Source organism: Novosphingobium mathurense (assembly GCF_900168325.1).
In the GTDB taxonomy this organism is placed as follows: domain Bacteria; phylum Pseudomonadota; class Alphaproteobacteria; order Sphingomonadales; family Sphingomonadaceae; genus Novosphingobium; species Novosphingobium mathurense.
This window is the reverse complement of record NZ_FVZE01000002.1, coordinates 591,360-611,047: the sequence shown is the minus strand read 5'-3', so window position 1 is coordinate 611,047 and position 19,688 is coordinate 591,360. Positions and strand designations below refer to the sequence as shown.

Annotated in this window: 16 protein-coding genes; 13 read left to right on the top strand and 3 right to left on the bottom strand. The window is 60.5% G+C overall.

Features of this window, described 5'->3' with window-relative positions; all coding sequences use genetic code 11:
* Positions 1 to 257 precede the first annotated feature (257 nt).
* The gene (locus B5483_RS09715) at positions 258 to 1,481 is read left to right on the top strand and encodes a hypothetical protein (RefSeq protein WP_139383948.1); all 1,224 of its coding nucleotides are present in this window, start codon (positions 258 to 260) and stop codon (positions 1,479 to 1,481) included.
* Positions 1,482 to 1,984: 503 nt separating this feature from the next.
* Here B5483_RS09715 and B5483_RS09705 read toward each other — a convergent pair.
* Positions 1,985 to 2,653, bottom strand: coding sequence for a recombinase family protein (locus tag B5483_RS09705; protein ID WP_079730175.1), 669 nt, complete (start codon positions 2,651 to 2,653; stop codon positions 1,985 to 1,987).
* A 439-nt stretch (positions 2,654 to 3,092) separates the two neighbouring features.
* On the opposite strand from B5483_RS09705, the gene B5483_RS09700 reads away from it, so the two are divergent.
* From B5483_RS09700 to B5483_RS09660, 9 genes are all read left to right on the top strand, one after another.
* Complete coding sequence (locus tag B5483_RS09700) at positions 3,093 to 3,587, top strand: hypothetical protein (protein WP_245828911.1); 495 nt, start codon at positions 3,093 to 3,095, stop codon at positions 3,585 to 3,587.
* Between the two features lie 527 nt (positions 3,588 to 4,114).
* On the top strand, positions 4,115 to 4,609 hold the full coding sequence (locus B5483_RS22820) for a hypothetical protein (RefSeq protein ID WP_139383947.1): 495 nt from the start codon (positions 4,115 to 4,117) through the stop codon (positions 4,607 to 4,609).
* Positions 4,610 to 4,673: 64 nt separating this feature from the next.
* Positions 4,674 to 5,402, top strand: a complete 729-nt coding sequence (locus B5483_RS22815) for a hypothetical protein (RefSeq protein WP_176167993.1) — start codon at positions 4,674 to 4,676, stop codon at positions 5,400 to 5,402.
* A gap of 49 nt (positions 5,403 to 5,451) precedes the next feature.
* Positions 5,452 to 6,903, top strand: coding sequence for a tyrosine-type recombinase/integrase (locus tag B5483_RS09685; RefSeq protein ID WP_079730172.1), 1,452 nt, complete (start codon positions 5,452 to 5,454; stop codon positions 6,901 to 6,903).
* Between the two features lie 37 nt (positions 6,904 to 6,940).
* On the top strand, positions 6,941 to 8,524 hold the full coding sequence (locus tag B5483_RS09680; RefSeq protein ID WP_079730369.1) for a tannase/feruloyl esterase family alpha/beta hydrolase: 1,584 nt from the start codon (positions 6,941 to 6,943) through the stop codon (positions 8,522 to 8,524).
* A 303-nt stretch (positions 8,525 to 8,827) separates the two neighbouring features.
* Entirely contained in the window at positions 8,828 to 11,272 is a 2,445-nt protein-coding gene (locus B5483_RS09675) for a TonB-dependent receptor (protein ID WP_079730171.1), read from the top strand.
* 26 nt (positions 11,273 to 11,298) lie between these two features.
* The gene (locus B5483_RS09670) at positions 11,299 to 12,207 is read left to right on the top strand and encodes a VOC family protein (protein ID WP_079730170.1); all 909 of its coding nucleotides are present in this window, start codon (positions 11,299 to 11,301) and stop codon (positions 12,205 to 12,207) included.
* A complete protein-coding gene (locus B5483_RS09665) occupies positions 12,204 to 13,319 on the top strand; it encodes an FAD-dependent oxidoreductase (RefSeq protein ID WP_079730368.1) in 1,116 nt (371 codons plus the stop codon). The genes B5483_RS09670 and B5483_RS09665 overlap by 4 nt, the downstream gene beginning before the upstream one ends.
* A 19-nt stretch (positions 13,320 to 13,338) precedes the next feature.
* A complete protein-coding gene (locus tag B5483_RS09660; RefSeq protein ID WP_079730169.1) occupies positions 13,339 to 14,304 on the top strand; it encodes a fumarylacetoacetate hydrolase family protein in 966 nt (321 codons plus the stop codon).
* A gap of 43 nt (positions 14,305 to 14,347) precedes the next feature.
* Here the strand turns inward: B5483_RS09660 and B5483_RS09655 are convergent, their stop codons facing one another.
* The gene (locus B5483_RS09655; RefSeq protein WP_176167992.1) at positions 14,348 to 14,995 is read right to left on the bottom strand and encodes a TetR/AcrR family transcriptional regulator; all 648 of its coding nucleotides are present in this window, start codon (positions 14,993 to 14,995) and stop codon (positions 14,348 to 14,350) included.
* Positions 14,996 to 15,076: 81 nt separating this feature from the next.
* Between B5483_RS09655 and B5483_RS09650 the strand changes: the two genes are divergently transcribed.
* Genes B5483_RS09650 through B5483_RS09640 form a run of 3 tightly spaced genes read left to right on the top strand, consistent with a single transcriptional unit; the run spans position 15,077 to position 18,400 of the window.
* The gene (locus B5483_RS09650) at positions 15,077 to 16,063 is read left to right on the top strand and encodes an MBL fold metallo-hydrolase (protein ID WP_079730168.1); all 987 of its coding nucleotides are present in this window, start codon (positions 15,077 to 15,079) and stop codon (positions 16,061 to 16,063) included.
* Positions 16,053 to 17,345 (top strand): fumarylacetoacetate hydrolase family protein, encoded by a 1,293-nt coding sequence (locus tag B5483_RS09645; RefSeq protein WP_079730366.1) that lies wholly within the window; start codon positions 16,053 to 16,055, stop codon positions 17,343 to 17,345. The genes B5483_RS09650 and B5483_RS09645 overlap by 11 nt, the downstream gene beginning before the upstream one ends.
* Entirely contained in the window at positions 17,342 to 18,400 is a 1,059-nt protein-coding gene (locus tag B5483_RS09640; protein ID WP_079730167.1) for an amidohydrolase family protein, read from the top strand. Before B5483_RS09645 ends, B5483_RS09640 begins: the two co-directional genes overlap by 4 nt.
* A gap of 190 nt (positions 18,401 to 18,590) precedes the next feature.
* Here B5483_RS09640 and B5483_RS09635 read toward each other — a convergent pair whose 3' ends face one another.
* Positions 18,591 to 19,685: a glycosyltransferase family 4 protein gene (locus tag B5483_RS09635; protein ID WP_079730166.1), complete on the bottom strand. Its 1,095-nt coding sequence runs from the start codon at positions 19,683 to 19,685 to the stop codon at positions 18,591 to 18,593.
* Positions 19,686 to 19,688 lie beyond the last annotated feature (3 nt).

Genomic DNA, 19,688 nt, shown 5'->3' with positions numbered 1-19,688 from the left:
TTCTGCATCCCCCTGCGTCTATTAGTTCCAAAGTCTTACGCCTCCTTCGGGAAAGTGGGACTGACCCTGCAACGATCTTCCAACGAACCCGCCCCATGTCTCTCACTCAAGACTGCCCTGCGCTTCCTCAAGACCCTGCACCCCAGCCTCGTGTGCAATCACGAAACGAGGAACATGCGCGGGCTATCTACGCGACCCTACTGGACCGCCCTGCGTCTGGGGTGGCCGTGAGCCTGTGCGAGGAACTCTTAGACGGCTTGCTGCGCGACAAGCAGAAGCGGAATCCTCGCGCCAAGCAGAGGGTGGCGTTCGGCGCACTTATAGCCGACCTGTTGCATCGTGACCCTGCGGACAATGGCGGATGGCTTTACCGCTCACTTCGCCCTGAAGGCTTCACTGGGGAGGCTATCGGCTATCGGGTCTTTCGCCCCATCGTCGAGGCAATGGACGGCACGATGCTTGAGGTCGTGACCGGCAGACAATTCTGGACCAAAACCGAACTGACCGGAGGCAAGTGGCAAATCGCAAATCAGCAGGCCACCCGCTTTAGGGCGACAGACCACCTACGCCAGTTGTTCGAAGATCAGGGTATCAACCACGCCAACTGGTCTGAACATTTCGAACGCGATAGCGGAGCCGTGGAGAAGGCGCAGGGGAAACGCCCGGTCAGCGTGATCCTGAGGGGCGGAAAGCCTCCACGGTCTACAGGAGTTACTAAGGGGCATCCGCTTCCGATTGACCTGAAAGACCCTGTAGTCTCCGCAATGGTTTCGCGAATGGATAAACTGAATGATTATCTCAGCTCTCAGCGTATCGAGCCTTATGGCCCCACGGTCCAGCTCAAGCGCATCTTCTCCGAAGGCGACAAGCCTGACCATGATTGGAGACAGGGAGGGAGGCTGTATACCCCCGGAAGGGAGAGCTACCAGAACGCCAAGAAGGAGGCGAGGAAGGCCATATCGATCAATGGCGATCCTACAGTCGAACTGGACATTCAATCCAGCCATCTGACCCTTCTCGTAGGCTTGGGGCACCTTCCGGTCGAATGCCTTGATAGCGACCCCTATGCTGTTGAAGGCATCCCTAGGTCTGTCGTGAAACAGTGGGTCACGATGACCATGAGTCATGGCAAGCGGCACCTAAGGTGGCCAAAAGATGCATCCGACGAATTGCTCAGCAAGCATGGCATTGATGTGAAGAAGGATTATCCCATCGGTAGGACGGGAGACACTATCCTTGAGAAGCTGGCTCTCATTCAAAGCGATGGAAGGTCTGTCCCGGCAGGCTGGGGTGAGCTTCAGTTCCTAGAAAGTGAAATCATGTTGGCTTGCATGGAGACACTGGCCTTCGACCATGATGTGCCTTCGCTCACAGTCCACGATAGTCTTATCGTCCCGGTGGAGGCTGAGAGCTTGGCTAGGGCAACCTTGCAGGAGAAGTTCAAGGAAATGCTTGGGGTCATGCCTGAGGTCATGGCCTGAGGTAGGACTAGGAGAGGTAATCTCTATGTTATTTCCTCTCTGTCCCACTCCAAGCAGACTTGAAGCCCCCAGTACACTAAGGGTGGGCAAGGGGTATACCGGTAACGTTTTTTGCGTAACGACACCCACTCGCCTTCTCTTGCCTGTTAGGCCGCAAGCTCCGCAGGCCGCTCTGTGTTTTTCGGTTCGTAGCGAGGCCGCAGGACCTCCACAGCCTGTATAAGCTGAGGCCATTCCAGCACTACCCTGTGCAGGTCCCCTGACTCTGTGACTTGGCTAAGGACAATGCTTTCATCACCCATGTCATCGAGTTCCACGATAGTTTCGCCTTCAAGTTCAAAACTGCCTTGCATGTATTCCCTCATTGCCAGTGGAGGCGTTGACGTAGGGAATCGAGATTCCGGCGGCAATACAAAAAGATGCTGAAATGAAAATTATTTAGTCTACTATCATAGACTTACTGCATTTGCGGAATGCCCCAATAATCAAAAGTCAAAAACTCATCACATTGATTGCATTACATTCCGAACTTTCGCCGCGTCCCATGGTCCACCGCGCCTTGTCTGGACCCCCTTCTCGGTCAGGAACGATGCAATCTGCCGGAGACTGTTCGCCCCCGTAGCCTGAGCCTCCGCAATGACCGGACGGACGCGAGCTGCGAAGTCCTCAGCACGACGCTGACGCTCCGCAAGTCCTAAAGACGGATCGACCTTCTCGCCTCCACGGTAGCCGCCAAGCTGGACCCCTCGCTCTTTCGCAGCCTTTAGTGCTGCCTTAGTCCGTTCCGAAATCAATCCGGCCTCAAGCTCTGCAACGCCCGCCATCTGATTGACAATGAAGCGGCCCATCGCACCTTGCACCTGAGGGAGATCGCAGAAGGCAACCTCCACACCGCTTTCTAGGACCGAGTGCAGGAAGCGGACATTACGCGCCAAGCGGTCCAGCTTCGCGACGAGGAGCGTTGCCCCAGTCAGTTTGGCATGGCTCAGTGCCTTCGCCAGCTCTGGCCTGTCACTACGCTTGCCGCTCTCCACCTCTACGTATGTAGGTGCAAGCAACGTATCTTCTGGCTTGAGGTAGGCATTTATCGCTTGCTGTTGCGCTTCGAGGCCCAAGCCTGAGCGGCCTTGCTTAGCGGTCGAGACGCGAGCGTAAGCTATATAGGTGGTCATCGCAGTAGCCTGTGTGATTTCTGTCTACGGACGTTGACTGAAACAAAACACTATCTGACGCGTAATGTCCAGAGGGAAACAGCAGGGCGACAACAGGTACGACCTTATGTCCCGGCAACGCATGGTCGGATGATAGCTTGCGGGATGCACTGCGACGCGGGCGACTGGGAAGCACGGACTTAGGCCATGACGGCTATGGGTCCCCTTTTAGGGTCCCCTTTTCGCTTCTTAGGGTCCACCTGTCGCCTGCCGATTGGTGACTTCAAAAAGACCGTTAAAGGCTTCGGTTGTTAGTTGTTGTTCGGCCTGAGTGAGCGGAGTGTCCGCCCCGAAACTTGCGCAAGCCATTTAGCATTAAAATTCTGAAACTTGCGCAGGCCCGCCACCCCCAGTAACGGCCCGCACTGCAATAAAGCAACTAAGGGGGAAACCACCAACAATGAGGAAACTACTCGCCACCGCAACCGCAGCTCTGGCCCTTGCCTTCTCGCCAGCAGCAAACGCCAAGGGCGTCGCACTGGAAGCCAACGGCGCTCGCGCTCACTCCGTCTGGGGTGGTGAACTCGGCATCGGCTATAATGTGACCCTTGCCGGCTTCACTCTGCGCCCGATGGCAGGGGCTTTCATCTATAAGGGCGACAATGATCGCTACTACGAAGACGACCTTTCCAACGGCCAGACGCGTTGCCGTGACAGCTCAAACGGTCAGTTCGCGAGCGATGCGAAATGCGACAACACAGCCGTAAAGGGCTACGCCAAGATTGAGGCGACCTACACACTGCCCGCAAGCATTGAGTTCGGCGGCGGTGCTCGCTTCAGCAGTGATAAGGTCCGCCCCTATGGTACGCTCAGCTTCCCTGTCGCGCCGAAGGTTCGCGTGAAGGCAAACGCTGGCGACAAGTATTATGCAATCGGTCTTCGGGCTGACATTTAAGACCATCTTTCGCCGCCCGGTGTAAGCTGGGCGGCACTCCAAACTTCCTAACAAGTAACGCTATTGTAAGTATTTTCCTACCTGATACCCTCTAATCTAATAGCAGATGGGGCGGAAATGGACGACTTCGCTGATCGCTGGTACTGGGCCATCGGAGACTGGATAGGCGCTGTATTCGGCCTAATCGCGTTTTTGGGGTCATGGTGGTACTGCGTAGCGACCTATGGTTATCTATTCGGCTTTGGCCTCGGCTGGCTTCCTTCGATCATTCTAGCGGCAATCGTCGGATTCGCTTCCAAGCTCCTTTGGGGGCCTGCGGTTCTTTCTGTCGCCGGACTCATAGCCCTTTCGCTGAGCTAACCGCTCAACAAACTTGGGGGAAAGTTCCCTGAATGTTCTTGTTAGCTCTGCGATGACCGAATACATTATCGCCCCCACCAGGAGCAGCGAGTATGTCGTCGGAAAGTAGGAACAGACGCCGAGAGTTGAGAAGACAAGTAGGTAAGCGCGTACTGGAGCATCCCTATATGAAGCGGATGCGCATTAATTTGCGCGAAGCTGGTGATGCTGCAACTGAAGTTTACAGACTTGAGAGACAATCCCCAGAGGAACACCTCTATTTCGACGTTTACACAATGCGAAAGTGGACGCTGGGAAATCTTAGTGTCGTGGGCACGTTTCTAGATTGGGGACGCGCGGACCACCTCATAACATCGGGAGCTGTAGACCCGGATCGGATAAAAGATCACACAATTCTAGCAACACCTGAACCGATTATCATTGGCGTGAATGTTTGTGGTCCGGGTAACGATCAAGTTCTGGATGGTGCACACCGCTACGTGACCTGTGCGCTGGCCGCAGCGGCGATGGGCTTGCAAGGTCAACCCGTCCCTATGCCAGCCTATTTCCTAGAACCTGAACAGTGGAAGAAATTCTTGATACCGAATTTTATCGCCAAAGCACTCCGCTTCGATGAAAATTACGTGAATGATAGCCACAAGTGGACGGCGAGAAAGGACTAATTCGACTTTGGCAGCGCAACAAGATTCCCCTCCTAGTCTTGAAGTTACTCTGACTTCAGAGGAGTTGTTTGATCGAGTCCTAGATTTTCAGAGCGAGCTTATTGCGTACTTCACAGGGGGCAAGAACCTCGAAGAAGCCCAATATCAGCTAATGCGCCGCGAGCTGTTAGAGGACCCTCGTTATGGCGGTCTTGCGCCGTCATGGCTTCGTCGTAACCGCGATCTGAGCGCCCTGTGGTCCTTCGCGAAAACAGTAGACGGCAGTTGGGAGCCTCGACGCCAATTTCTGCGAGAGCAATTCGAACCATTATTGGATTTCCTAGAAAGAGGGGGAGCCGCATCGTCTCCGAAGATGCCCGGACCTTACGATGCGAGCGCTTGGACCGGCGTACAGTCCACAGCTCAACAGGCGAAAGCTATCAAAACGCTCATTCCTGTCGCTCAAGCTGCAATCGGTTCCCTTATTGCGCACTTGGAACAGCCCAACCACAACGGCGGGCCACCATTGGATGAAGTGGAATTTGCTCTTGAGCGTCTGCGCAAACTTCACGTGGCACTCGGCACCCTTCTCACCGCAGTTGAAGATGGAAAACTCAAAGACACGATCCAATGCGGCCTTGTGGCAGAAATCGCTAGATACGGAAAACAGGCTGCGCGAGCATTAAAACATGACCCACTGCCGTACGCCTTATCAGGGACGCTTCTAGCCGTCTTCACAGCCTGCGGGTTCGACGGTTTAGGCGGATATTTGGGAGGCATCGCCATGGCAATCAGAAAGGCTGGCCCGGAATAGATTTACAAGAGCGTTGACGACTACCCGGAACGCAAGCCAATCATATCCCATGCCAATCTATCCTGACCGCAAGAACGGAAAGCTCACAGGCCGCTTCCGTGTCGAAGTAACTGTCGAAGGCAAACGCCTCCGCAGGCGAGCTGCCGACATGAAGGAAGCCCGCGCGGTCGAAGCTGCCTTAATGCGACGACTGCAAGGCGTCGAAGACAACGCTGAGCCTGTGCCTACAGCACCCCCTCCCCCTCGCCCTGCAGTTCCCACTGCCCTGACTGTCAGGGACGGCATAACGAAGGCGAAAGGCATCCTCTGGTCAGGGCAGACCACGGAGCATGAGAGCTTCCGCAAGCTGGAACGCATAGCGTCTATCGTGGGCGATGCGCTTCCCTTGGATAGCTTCGACGTAAACAACGCGGACAGCATCGTCATGAAGCTCAGGGACGAGGGTTGTTCGGACTCGACAATCAACCGCTACATTTCCTGCGTCAGCGCCTTCCTGCGGTTCTGTAAGCGCAGAGGACTGAGGACCTGCGACCTCCCAGAACTCGAATGGAGAGACGAAGACGAAACCCGAATACGCTGGCTTACCGCAAAGGAAGAAGCTCAGCTCTGCGGCATCCTTCCTGACCCATACAACGATCTGGTATACATCGCCGTCCGTACCGGCCTTCGCGCAACTGAGCTGCTCACCCTGAAGCCCGATCAAGTCACGCCCGCTTGGGTCCACCTCTGGAAAACCAAAAACGGACACGCCCGGTCTGTACCTATCTCAGCAGACGTATATCAGCGCCTAGCGCCTCTGGTCACGAAGGGCCTGATGCCTGACTATTGGCAGCTCAGGAACGAATGGGACTACGCCCGAAAGGCGATGGGCTTGGAGCACGATAAGACCTTCGTGTTTCATGCCTGTCGTCACACCTACGCAACGCGGGCCGTACAGGCTGAAGTGAATCTGAGGGTCCTTCAGCAGCTCTTGGGCCATAGGACCATCCAGACGACACTTCGCTACGCCCACGTAGAAGATAAAACCCTATCTGATGCGGTCCAGAAGATGACCGTATTCCATGCCGACAAATCGCCTCCCAAGGGTGGGGCAAATGGTCCGAAATGCCCCACCCCACGCACTGAGGGGAGCGTCTACAAACCGCAGAAATCTGCGCCTTTCCGCAAACCGAGTGCCTCCCCAGCCATCCTGCAAATCCGTATACGCCGGTTCGATTCCGGCTCGGGCCTCCATCTCATTTTCTCAGAACTTCTGAGTGTGTTCGAAAGTGGTTCTTCTGCACCTCTATCTGCCGGCAGAACCCGCGGTGGCCGCAGGCGTTCTTCGATTGACGAGCATCGACCGGCCCTTGGGGCATCTGTCGAGCATAAGCCGAAGTGCCCCCTTGTACGATTTGTCACTTCCTCTGGAACGAACGTTCGAATTACCTGTCGCGTGAGCTTTCATGCCGAAGGACTGCCTCCGCCGGGACGATCCGCACGATGCCCCCGAAACGGATGAAATACGCAGCCAAGGCAGAACAGACCGGGAGACCGTAATGGGGATACTGCACACCAAGCGCATTCTTGCCGTCGCTGCCTCGCCATGCGCGCTGGCCTTCGCAGCACCCGCCCAGGCAACCTGTTCGGACCTGACGGACCTCGCTATCCGGGGCGGCAGGATCACCAGCGCCGGGATCGTCGCCAAAGGGGGCTTCGAACCACCTGCCGACTCGGGTCCGCCGCCCGGCGTTACCGCAGCGGCCTATTCGGGCGTACCCGCCTTCTGCCGGGTGCGCATGACGCTGACACCCTCTTCGGATTCGGACATCAAGAGCGAGGTCTGGCTGCCGCTCGATGGCTGGAACGGCAGATATGCCGGGGTCGGCAATGGCATTTGGGCCGGCTCGATCAGCTTCGCCGAACTGGGGCGCAATGTTGCGCGCAACTACGCTACAGCCGCCACCGACACGGGCCATACCGGCAATGGCATGACGGCCGAATGGGCCGTGGATCACCCGGAAAAGCTGGTCGATTTCGGCTATCGAGCCATACATGTGACGACCGTCGCGGCAAAACAGGTGATCGAAGCGTTCTACGGCCGCGCGCCTCAGCTCTCCTTGTGGAACGCCTGCTCCACCGGCGGCAGGCAGGGCCTCATGGCAGCGCATCGCTATCCGGAGGATTTCGACGCGATCAGCGCCATGGCTCCGGCCAATCCGATGACAGACCTGATGACCCAGAGCATGTGGCAAGGCTGGCAGCCGCAGCGCTTCAGGGTGCGGATCACGCCCGCCGAACTGGGCCTGGTCCACGCCGCGGCGGTCGCACAATGCGATCGGCTTGATGGCGTCAAGGATGGGCTGATCGGCCGACCGCAACAATGCAGCTTCACCCCTGCCAGCCTGCAATGCAAACCCGGGCAGGAGAAAGGTTGCCTGAGCGCAGGCCAGGTTTCCGCCATTCGCAACATGTATGACGGGGTGCGCGCCACGGACGGTACGCAGTTGCTGCCCGGATGGCCCATCGGTTCCGAAATGCAGATGGCCGCGCTGGTCATGGGCGCGGAGCCTTTCCCTGTTGCGATGAGCTATTTCCGCGACCTCGTCTATCGCGGCAGGGATCGTTGGGACTGGCGGGCGTCAGACTATCGCAGCCTGACGAACGACGCGCGCCAGTTCGGCGCGAGGATGCTCAACGTGCCTTCGGACGGGCTCGGCCCGTTCTTCGCGCGTGGCGGCAAGCTGCTTCTGAGCCATGGCTGGACCGATGGCTTGATCCCTGCAACCAATACGCTGCGCTTCTATCGGGACCTCTATGCAGCGCTCCCGCGAGAGACAGCGCAGAAGCAGCTGCGCCTGTTCATGGCGCCCGGCATGGATCACTGCTCGGGCGGCGAAGGGCCGAGCGAGTTCGACACGCTCGGCACGATCGATGAATGGGCGGCTACGGGCCATGCCCCCGATCGCATCACCGCCACACGCCCGACGCAATTGGTGCCCTTCCCCGGACAGCCGCCCATCCCGCCGCGCGCGCCAATGGAACGGCCGCTCTGTGCTTATCCATGGGTTGCGCACTATGACGGCGACGGCGATCCAATGGCTGCGAAAAGCTATTCCTGCGGCTTGCCCGACGATCTGTGAAGCAGCGCAACGATAAGTGAACGTACTGCCTCATGGCCATTGCGGCCGCTTGGGGCGAACGAACGGCATGACGCCCCCTTTCCCGTTCTAGACCATCCCAAGTGTCGCCGTGACCCTGCAGCACGGTCATCCCCAATGAGCGGCCGACCGATCCACCCGAGCCTGCCCCTTGTCCGCGCGGCCGCGCCGGGAGGCCGTCCAAGCGGACACTTTCGGTATTGATCGGGCTCATTATTCATGATAGCGGGAATAAATAATTCATTCATCAAAGAATAAATGGTGGAAAGCAGAGGGGAGAGTGGGATGAACGTCTTTCATCGTAGCGTATCTGCACTTGCGATTTGCGCGGCCATGGTGCTGCCGCAGATTGCTGTCGCTCAGGACAGCGATGCACAGACCCGCCTTGGAGGTCTGGAAGAAATCGTGGTCACTGCCCAACGCGTCAGCCAGAGCGCGCAAAAGGCGCCCTTGCCGGTCGATGTGGTGACGAGCGCGGATCTTCGTCAGCAGATCGTGACCCGGGCGGAAGACCTGTCGCGCACATCCCCGGCGCTCGCCACCGTCGGCGGTGCAGGCGGCACCACCACTTTCTACCTGCGCGGCGTCGGCAACAACACGGTGAACGCCTATTCGGACCCCGCCATCGCGTTCAACTATGACGGTGTCTATATCGGCCGACCCAGTTCGACATCCGGCATGTTCTACGATCTCGCGCGCGTCGAAGTGCTCAAGGGGCCGCAGGGCACGCTTTACGGGCGCAATGCGACAGGCGGCGCGATTAACGTGATCCCGAACAGGCCGCGCCTCGATGAGTTCGGCGTTGACGCCACGGTCGGCTATGGCAACTACAACTGGTGGACCGCGCAAGCTGCGCTCAATGTCCCGGCAGGCGACTCGGTCGCCATGCGCTTGGCGGGTACGCTGTCGCGGCACGATGCGTTCATGAGCGACGGCACCGGCAACCAGCGCGAATACGGCGCGCGCTTCCAGATCTACGCCGAACCCGCCCCGCAACTGGATCTGCGCATTGCCGCCGACTACGCCCATCAGGGCGGCGCCAGCTCCTCGAGCTATTATTTCGGCTCGGTAGATCCGACCTTCGGCCCGAGCGGCTTTGCCGGCTACGAATACAAGCGATCCGGTTTCTCGTCCCTGCAGGGCCTCGGTGATCCGGCATCCCAGGATTACCTGGCCTCACGCTACATCACGCAAGTCGGTCGCGCAGGTGCGGCGAGCGATGGCAACCCATCGAACGATAACGATTACTGGGGCGTGACCGCGGAACTGAACTACAAGACCGATATCGGCACCCTGACGATCCAGCCCGCCTGGCGCGAAGCGCACATCGATTACCGGTTCGCCAACATATTCCGCGAAGCCGGTTCGAAGGAGGACGATCGGCAGGCAAGCATCGAGGCACGCTGGGCGGGCCAGGCCGGTCCCCAGATCGACTATCTGCTTGGCGGCATGTATTTCGATGAGAAGATCGGCGCCACGGCCTACTATAACCAGTGGACGCTTTCGCCTTTCCAGGAGTTCGATACGCACACCAAATCCTGGGCGGGTTTCGGCAAGTTCACCTTCCGGCCCATCGAAAGGCTGAGCCTGACGGCGGCGGGACGCTATACGTCCGATCGCAAGTCCTTCGACGGCGTCTCGAACGTCTATATCCTGTTCTGCGGCAACCCGGCATTGCGTAATAGCTGCCCGACGCTGCCCTTCATGCCGCTCGCGACCAATGGCGCGGACGTCGAGAGCTTCTATGGCGCGGCAGGGATCCCGGTCACGTCAGTCCCGCTCTTTGTTCTGCCCGATGCCTTCGGCGGCTCGCAAACGGCGCCTTTCGTTCTGCGCTCGCCCATCGTCATCAATTCGTCGCTGAAGAACAACAAGTTCACCTACCGCCTTGCGGCGCAGTACGATTTCTCGCCCAGCAACATGGTCTATGCCAGCTTCGAAACCGGCTACCATGCCGGCGGCTTCTCGTTCGCCCGGGGGCTGGACAGCTATCAGCCCGAAACGCTGGACGCCTATACACTGGGCTCGAAGAACCGCTTCCTTGGCAATCGCCTGCAACTGAATGTCGAAGCCTTCCTCTGGAAGTATCGCAACCAGCAGTTCAGCCAATTCGGATACGATCTGGGCGATCCGCCGTCGACGGTGCTGCTGACCCGGAACATCGGCACCAGTACGATCAAGGGCGTCGATCTCGATGTCGAATTCCAGGCAACGCCCGATACGCTGCTTTCCGGTAGCATTCAGTATCTGGACACGAAATACGACAGCTTCGTCTATTACGCGCCGAACCAGGGCCTGCCGCCCAAGACAGCCTGCGGCTACAGCCCAACAACCCAAACCACGCCCGGCGGCTCGGTTGTCAACGTGTTCGAGATCGATTGCTCGGGACGGCAGGCCTTCAATGCACCGAAGTGGTCCTTCACGGTCAACGGCGAACAGACCGTGCCGCTTGGCGACCTCAAGCTCGTGCTGCAGGCCGGAACGCGCTACCGCAGTTCCACCTACTTCAGTGCCGATTATCTGCCTTTCCTCAAGAGCAAGAGCAATTTCGTCACCACGCTGTCCGCAACCCTGGCCCAGGCGAGCGATCGTTGGTCGATCACGGCTTACGCATTCAATGTCACGGACAGCCGGCGCCTGGCGAACGCGGTCATCAACAGCGCCAACCTCTATGTGGCCGATGCCGAACAACCGCGCACTTACGGGTTGCGCGCCAGCTTCCACTACTGAGGGCAACCCGTCCTGAGAGGACTGAAATGACAGCATCAGTTAACGATCTCCAGTATGTCGCGCTTGCCGTGCCCGATCTCGCGGCAGAGCGGACTTTCTTCAGCAACACCTGGGGCCTCGAGGAAGTCGCCGAGGTGGATGGCATGGTCTATCTCGCGACTGCCGCCTCCCCTCATCCCTATGTGATCCGACTGCGGCAGGACGATGAGAAGAAGACCGACCTGATCGGATTCACTGCCAACAGCAGCGCCGATGTCGACGCCTTGTTCGCGCAAGTGAAGGCGTCGGGCGCAAAGATCATTGCCGAGCCCGGTCCGGCCAGCGGTCCAGGCGGCGGTTACGCCTTCCGCTTCTTCGATCCCGATGGCCGCGCGGTGGAGATCATCGCGGATACTATTCCGCGCGCCATCCGAACAGTCGAAGAACATGAGGCGATCCCGCTGCAGATCAGCCATGTCGTCCTTCACTCACCCCAGCATGGGGAACTGGAACGCTGGTATCGCGAAGTCCTGGGCTTCCGCCTGACGGACTGGCTGGGTGACTTCATGGTCTTCCTGCGCTGCAATCCGGCCCATCATCGCCTTGCGATCCTGCCTGGTCCGCCCGCGCTCAACCACATCGCCTTCGATGTCGCGTCCATCGACGCGCTGATGAAGGGGCTCGGACGCATGACAAAGGCCGGTGTCCATCTCCAATGGGGGCCGGGACGGCACACCGCCGGCAACAACACCTTCAGCTATTACTCGACGCCGAACGACAACACGGTCGAATATACTTCCGATCTCGAAACGGTGGACGAGGAAAGCTGGCAACCCACCGTTTACAAACCGGGCATCGAGGTCATGGACCAGTGGGGCACCGGGCGCATCATCCCGGGCAATCGCCCGCATGCGGAAATGGCGCCGGACAAGGGCCTGTGGCAGGTGCCGGCATGATTGCAACCGCACTGGTCATCGGCGGTGGCATTGGCGGCATGACGGCCGCGCTTGCGCTGGCACGCCGGGGGGTCGCGGTCGAACTGATCGACGCGGATCCGAACTGGCGGGTCTACGGTGCGGGCATCAGCGTCACCGGCCTGTCGCTGCGGGCTTTCGACGATCTGGGCATCCTGGATGACGTACGCCAGCGCGGACACGTCGGAACCGGGATGCGCGGACGCGCGCCGGACGGCACGGTCCTGTTCGAGTCACCGGTGCCGGAAAACCCGGCACCGATCCAGTCGGGGGGCGGGATCATGAGGCCGGTACTGCATGACATCCTGTCCGCGCGGGTACGGGAGGCGGGCATTGCGGTGCGCCTGGGCGTGCGCGTGGATCGGCTCGAGGATGACGGCCTTGGCGTCGGCGTGGGCTTCGACGATGGCGCTGCGGGCCGATACGATCTGGTGATCGGCGCAGACGGCATCAACTCCCAGACGCGTCAGGCAGTCTTCCCCAAGGCCCCTGCGCCGCGCTTTACCGGGCAAGGATGCTGGCGCGCCATCGCGCCGCGCCCGGCGGGGTTCGACCGTGCGGAAATGTTCTTCGGCGGTCCGGTCAAGGTGGGCTTCAATCCGGTCTCCGACACGGACATGTACGTGTTCGTCCTTGAGCATGTTCCGGACAATCCCTGGTTCCCGGAAGATGCGCTCGTCGATCACCTGAAAGACCTGCTTGCCCCGTTCGGTAGCTACGTCGCCGAAGTGCGCGAGGGCCTTGGACCGCAATCACTGGTCAATTATCGTCCGCTCGAATGGCTGCTCCTCGAAGAGCCCTGGTACAAGGGTCGTATCGTGCTGATCGGCGATGCCGTCCATGCAACGACACCGCACATGGCATCGGGTGCGGGCATGGCAGTGGAAGACGGCCTAGTGCTCGCCGATGAACTGGCACGGCACGATGATATCGGGGCAGCGCTGGCAGCTTTCATGGCCCGGCGGATCGAACGCGCGCGGCTCGTCGTCGAAAACTCGGTGCGCATCGGCGAAATCGAGATGACCGGAGGCGATCAGGTCGAAGCCAACAGGATGCTGGGCGCCACCATGGCCCGGCTCCAGCAAGCCTACTAGGCGATCCCGGGAGAGTAAGATGAGCGACTATGGACTGGCGACACTGGCGCTGGACGGCAAGGCGCAGTCCGTCCTGGTCCGGGATGGCAAGGCCCTGCCACTCGTGCGACACGGCCTGAAGGACGATCTTCTGGCCCTTATCGACAACTGGGATGCGACCTGCGCGGCGATCGAACGGCTGGACGAAAGCGTCTGGGCCGATGCGGTTCGCTTCGACGAACGCACCGCGCTCGCGCCCTACATTCCCCGGCAGGTATTCTGCGCCGGCGCCAATTACCGCAAGCACGTGATCGGCCTGATGATGGGCGACCCCTCGATGCGAACGGCAGAGCAGGAGAATATGACTCCCGAGGAGATAAGGGCCGATGCCGAAAAAGTGATGGACGCAAAGGCTGCGACCGCCACGCCCTTCTGTTTCATCAAGCTGCCTTCGAGCGTGATCGGCCCGAATGACCCGGTGATCCTGCCCCACAATGTCCAGAAGCCGGACTGGGAGCTGGAACTGGGCGTGGTCATCGGCAAGCGCTGCCATCATGTGACGGCCGAAAGAGCCATGGACTACGTTGCCGGCTTTGCAGTGGTCAACGACATCACGGCGCGCGAACTCCTGTTTCGCCGTGACGGTTCGGCGATCGGACCGGATTGGCTATCGGGCAAGAGCTTCCCGACCTTTCTCCCCTTCGGTCCGCTGATCGTGCCGAAACAGGCGATCGCAAACCCGTACAATCTCGGCATCCGGCTGTCGGTGAACGGCAAAGTCTATCAGGACGAGAGCACGGCCGACATGATGATCAGCATCGAACGCCAGATCGCCTTCCTTTCCGAGCGGGTCGTGCTGCAGCCCGGCGACCTCCTCTGCACCGGCTCTCCCTATGGCAATGGCTCGGCCTTCGGGGTCTTCCTGCAGCCTGGCGATGTGATGGAAGGCAGCATCACCGGCCTTGGCAACCAGCGCAACCCCTGCGTTGCCGAAGAGATGCCGTGAGCGGGCCAAGCCACATGTCGCCTTCGTGCGACGCCCGGTTGGCTCAGGACTCGCGCCGACGCAACCCGTCCAGCAGAACACGCACGACAAACGCCTCGTAGCGCTTCTCCAGCTCTGCCAGGTCTTCCCCCTCGGGCGCCAGCATCTTCACCACGGATGCGCCGGAACGGAAGAAGTCGCTCATGCCGACAACCGCGAGATGGAGAAAGAGCGGATCGTATTCCGCCAGGGAATCACCGCCATCGCGCTGCCTGATCGCCTCGTAGACGGATACCGGCCGCTTCTGCCATTCGCGCAGCTTCTGCTGGATCTCCGGGGATTTCGCCTCGCTCAGTTCCTCCGTCATCAGCCGCTGCATGTACTTGGCCGATCGCGTGAAGGCGAAGGCGGCGTGAATGAAGGCTTCCAGCTGGTCGATCGGGTCGATGTCGGCATCAATGGCGAGAACTTCGGGCGGATTGGCAAGCCGCTGTGCGACTTCGAACAACAGGGCCTCGCGATTGCCGAAATAATAGCGGATCAAAGCGGGATCGACGCCCGCCTCGCGTCCGACCGCAGCGATCGTGACCTGAGCGGGCGGCAGATCCTGCAACAACTTGCACGTAGCTGCGATCAACGCATCGCGCCCTACGCCGTTCTTCGAGGCGATCGGTCGCCCCTGTCCGCGCTTCTTTGATTTCCCGGTCGTCATGCCGGGGACGCTAGACACAAATATTATTCTTGTGAACAGGAATTCAGGCGCTAGAGTCGGCGCAGGAGAAGGAGGCGACAGATGGCGAACTGGCCATTCACGCAAGGCGTACATGATATCGGCAACGGCGTTTACGGCTATGTTCAACCCGACGGCACCTGGGGCTGGTCCAACGCCGGCCTGATCGCATCGCAAGGCGAAACGCTGCTGGTCGACACATTGATGAGCCGGTCGCTCACGCGCGACATGCTGGATGATTTCGCCCGCGTTCCGGGCGGTGATCATATCGACAGACTGGTCAATACCCATGCCAACCCGGACCATTTCGTCGGCAACGGGCTCGTCGAAGGCGCAGAAATCATCGCTACGCGCGAAACGGCCAGCGAGATGGCAGATTTCAACCCGCAGCAATTCGCCAGCCTGCCCGACAACTGGGAAAAGATGGGTGATGCAGGCGCCTTTCTCTACGAGACGATGGGGCGCAAGTTCGACTGGACCGATCTGGACTCCGTTGCCATGCCGACGCGCACATTCGAGCATCGGCTGACATTGAACGTGGGCGACAAGCAGGTGGACCTGGTCGATCTCGGCCCGGCGCACACGGCCTCGGATACGATCCTTTGGCTTCCGGAGGATCGCGTGGTTTTCACCGGCGACTTGCTGTTCAACGAAGGCCACCCGATCATGTGGGAAGGTCCGGTGGAGAACTGGATCGCCGCCTGCGACCATATCATCGCGCTTGACCCGCAAGTGGTCGTGCCGGGTCATGGACCGATCACCGACAAGTCTGCGGTCGCCAGCCTGAAGGTCTATTTCGAATACGTTCGTGAAGAGACCCGCAAGCGCTATGAGGCGGGAATGGGTTGGAAGGAAGCCGCGCGCGACATCAATATGCGCGAATATCGCGGCTGGACCGATCCTGAACGGATCGTCGCCAATGTCTTTTCGCTCTACCGGCAATGGGGCGTCGAGATGCCGCCCGAGGATGCGCGCGACCTGTTCGGCGAGATGGGGCGCTACAGCCGTGAATTGGCGGCGCATGCTGACGGCTGTGGTCATGACCATTGACCTGAACGAAACGCACGATCCCGCGCGTCGATCCTGGTTCGCCTCTGCCAATTGCGAAGATACCGATTTCCCGATCCAGAATCTGCCGTTTGGCCTTTTTCGTTCCGCCGGGCGGACAAGAGGCGGCGTCGCGCTGGGCGATGCGATCATCGACCTCAATGCTCTGCTCGATGGTGGCCTGATAGATGGTCCGGCGTCGAGCGCAGCGCGCGCGGCATCGGGGGAAACGCTCGCGCCGCTACTGACCTGCGAACCCAAGGCAGTCAGCGTCCTGCGCGCCCGCCTTTCCGACCTGTTCCGCCAGGACGGCGGCGGCGATCCGAACGTGCTGCAGAACACGCTTGTGCCCATGGCCGAGGCAGAACTGCTGCTGCCGCTCAAGCCGAAGGCCTTCACCGACTTCTGCACTTCGATCGACCACATCGTCCGCATGGGCGGCACCCCGCCCAAGCTCGCGGCAATGAGCCTGCCGGTCGCCTACAACGGGCGTGCCAGTTCAGTCGCAGTCAGCGGGACACCGGTCGTGCGCCCCTGCGGCCAGTACGAATTGCCTTCGGGCAGCGGTGCCGTCAGCTTCGGCCCCGAACCGATGCTCGATTTCGAACTGGAATTCGGCGCATGGCTGCGGGCAGGCAACGCCCTCGGGGAACCGATGGGCATGGCCGATGCGCACACGTCCCTATTCGGCTGCTGTCTCGTCAATGACTGGTCAGCGCGCGGAATCCAGTTCTTCGAGTCCATCCTCGGCCCCCATCTGGGAAAGTCCTTCGTCACCACCATCAGCCCCTGGATCGTGACCATGGAAGCCCTGGCCCCCTTTCGCGTGGCCGCTCGCGGACGCGCCGAAACGGAAGCGCCTGTCCCCGCCCACCTGCTCTCTCCGGCCGATCAGGCACGGGGCGCAATCTGCGTCGAACTCACCGCCGAACTGACCAATGAGGCGGGCGCTTCGCAGCAAATCGTGCGCAGCAATCTGCGCGACCTGTTCTGGACGCTCGCCCAGATGGTCGCGCATCAAGGGTCGAATGGCGCACCGCTGGAACCGGGCGATCTTATCGCCACGGGCACCGTATCAGGCCCGGACGATGAGGCCCGCGCCTGCCTTGCCGAAATCACCCTGCGCGGCGGAGCACCGATCCGCCTGCCCGACGGCAGCGAACGCACGATGCTGGAAGATGGCGACACGCTGACCCTGCGCGGCCGCGCCATGGCCGAAGACTTCGTCCCCATCGGATTCGGCCCGTGCGCGGGTACCATTCATCCAGCACGGAGTTTCACATGACCCTTTTTACTTGCGGCGAGCGCAAGCCGATTCCCGTGCAGGCGCGGGGCAAGCACCTGGTCGTCGACATTCATTGTCATCTCGGCATTCCAGCTGCGGACGCCATAGTCCAGGCGAAGTACCCGGGACCTCCACCCGGCATCAACGATTTCACCAGCGCCAAGACCGCCGAAGTCAACCGGGCCCAGTTCGCCAGCATTGGGCGCACTCTCAACACCCTGGACACCCGCCTCGCGGACATGGACCGTCTGGGTATCGACGTGCAGGCCATCTCGCCCAGCCCGGGTCAGTACTTCTACTTTACCGACGCCGAAACCGGCCGTGATGCAGCTCGCGCCGTCAATGACGGGATGGCGCAGGCGGTGGCACAGCATCCCGACCGGTTCGTCGGCATGGGCTCGGTGCCGCTGCAGAATGTCGAGATGGCCGTCGCGGAAATGCGGCGCTGCGTAAAGGATCTGGACCTGCGTGGGATCGAGATCAGCACGAACGTGAACGGGATGGATTTCCATGCCGAAGCGCTGCGCCCCTTCTGGGCCGCAGCCGAGGAACTGGGTGTGCTCATCTTCGTCCATCCGCTCGGCTTCACGCACGCGCAGCGGATGAGCGAATATTACTTCAATAACCTGATCGGCAACCCTCTCGAATCCACTCTGGCGATCGGCCACATGATCTTCGGCGGCGTTCTTGATCGTTATCCGGGCCTGCGCATCTGCGTGGCCCATGGGGGCGGCTATATCCCGGGTTATTGGGGGCGCATGGACCATGGCTGGCGCGCGCGCGGCGATTGCAGCGAGCATTGCCAGCATCCGCCCTCAAGCTATCTGCGCAAACTCTGGCTCGACACGCTGGTGTTCGACCACGACGAACTCGACAGCCTCGTGCGCACCCATGGAGCGGACAGGCTGTGCCTTGGCACCGATTATCCCTTCGACATGTCCGAACCCGATCCCGTGGGGTTTCATGCAAGGCTCGACGCGGCCGACCAGGCCAGGATCCTCGGCCTCAATGCCGCCGCCTTGCTGGGCCTGGAGGTAGCGCCAGTGCAAATCTGACGCACGAACGGACGGTAGAGCCATCATCATGGCGCTGGCTCTCCTCTCCTTCGTGAACACCCTCGGGATGGCCAGGTTTTTAGTTTGGACTTATAGGCAGCCCGGATCCGGGAGGCATACGCGCAGCGGCGCGAGACGGACGCACCATGTTTGGCATCATAAGCAGCGCAAGGCCGCCTGCATGCCGCCGTCAGGTTCGTCCCGCCCCTGGCTGGGCAAGCGCGCAGACCAATTCAGCCAGACGCGAGCCTGCGGCATCCCACGATAGGGTCGCCGCACGATTGCGACCGCGCAGGCGCTGTCGCTCCGCCAACTCGGTATCGTCCAACAAGGCCAGGATTGCCTCCCGATAGGACCGCGGATTGTCCGCTTCGACCAGCAGGGCCGCGTCGCCGCAGACTTCCGGCATGGCGCCGGCACGTGCCGCCACCACCGGGGTATTGCAGTGCATGGCCTCGACGGGCGGCAGTCCAAACCCCTCGGTTAAGGACGGGAAGACGAAAGCGCCTGCAGATCCGTAAAGCGCGCGCAATTCGCCATCGGAGACGAAGCCGGTAAAAATCGTCCCCTCCGGCGGTTTCCAGCCGGCACGCCGATAGTTCACTTCATCGGGGCCACCGGCCACGACCAGTTTCTGGCGGCCGGGCAGCGGAGATGCCATGGTTTCAAACACACGGCGCAAATTCTTGTAGCCCTTGGTCGACCCGATCGTCAGCACGTAACCGCCCGGCTGCAAGCCGTGGCGGCGCAGAATGGAGGCATCTTCGGCCTCGGCGAGGATGTGGTCGGTCCCGTTGTGGACGACGTCGATCTTCGCAGCTGCCCCGATGCCGTGCGCGATCAGCGATTCCCGCGCGAAGTGCGACACCGTCAGGATCTTGCGCGCGCGCCGCGCGATACGTGGCAGGAGCGCGCGATAGGCCAGCGCCTGCCGCCCCCTGTAATCGCCGGGATATAGAAAAGTCTGCGCATCGTGGATCATGACCAGCGAATTGGCATGGGCCAGAGGCGCGAGATTGCAGAAGTTCACCAGCAGATGCCCACGTGCGCGGGCAGGCAAGGTGAGCATTTCCCAACCCTGTCCGGCGCCGAAAAGGCCCTTTGCCATTTTCGGCGCAAGGTCACGGAAGCCCGGAGGCACCGCAGCGCCTTGCGGTGCCAGGACCTGCACCCGATGGGACTCCCCGGCGCGCCGGATCAGTTCGCGCGCATAGAGTGCTGCCATGCGATGCACCCCATTGAGCGGTGCGCCGAGGAACTTGCCGTTGATGGTAATGCCCGCCATGAG

Bases quoted from the DNA above. Each gene is read 5' to 3' on its own strand.
- B5483_RS09705 (WP_079730175.1), bottom strand. From the start codon at position 2,653: ATGACCACCTATATAGCTTACGCTCGCGTCTCGACCGCTAAGCAAGGC.
- B5483_RS09700 (WP_245828911.1), top strand. From the start codon at position 3,093: ATGAGGAAACTACTCGCCACCGCAACCGCAGCTCTGGCCCTTGCCTTC.
- B5483_RS22820 (WP_139383947.1), top strand. From the start codon at position 4,115: ATGAAGCGGATGCGCATTAATTTGCGCGAAGCTGGTGATGCTGCAACT.
- B5483_RS09685 (WP_079730172.1), top strand. From the start codon at position 5,452: ATGCCAATCTATCCTGACCGCAAGAACGGAAAGCTCACAGGCCGCTTC.
- B5483_RS09680 (WP_079730369.1), top strand. From the start codon at position 6,941: ATGGGGATACTGCACACCAAGCGCATTCTTGCCGTCGCTGCCTCGCCA.
- B5483_RS09675 (WP_079730171.1), top strand. From the start codon at position 8,828: ATGAACGTCTTTCATCGTAGCGTATCTGCACTTGCGATTTGCGCGGCC.
- B5483_RS09670 (WP_079730170.1), top strand. From the start codon at position 11,299: ATGACAGCATCAGTTAACGATCTCCAGTATGTCGCGCTTGCCGTGCCC.
- B5483_RS09665 (WP_079730368.1), top strand. From the start codon at position 12,204: ATGATTGCAACCGCACTGGTCATCGGCGGTGGCATTGGCGGCATGACG.
- B5483_RS09660 (WP_079730169.1), top strand. From the start codon at position 13,339: ATGAGCGACTATGGACTGGCGACACTGGCGCTGGACGGCAAGGCGCAG.
- B5483_RS09655 (WP_176167992.1), bottom strand. From the start codon at position 14,995: ATGACGACCGGGAAATCAAAGAAGCGCGGACAGGGGCGACCGATCGCC.
- B5483_RS09650 (WP_079730168.1), top strand. From the start codon at position 15,077: ATGGCGAACTGGCCATTCACGCAAGGCGTACATGATATCGGCAACGGC.
- B5483_RS09645 (WP_079730366.1), top strand. From the start codon at position 16,053: ATGACCATTGACCTGAACGAAACGCACGATCCCGCGCGTCGATCCTGG.
- B5483_RS09640 (WP_079730167.1), top strand. From the start codon at position 17,342: ATGACCCTTTTTACTTGCGGCGAGCGCAAGCCGATTCCCGTGCAGGCG.
- B5483_RS09635 (WP_079730166.1), bottom strand. From the start codon at position 19,685: ATGGCGGGCATTACCATCAACGGCAAGTTCCTCGGCGCACCGCTCAAT.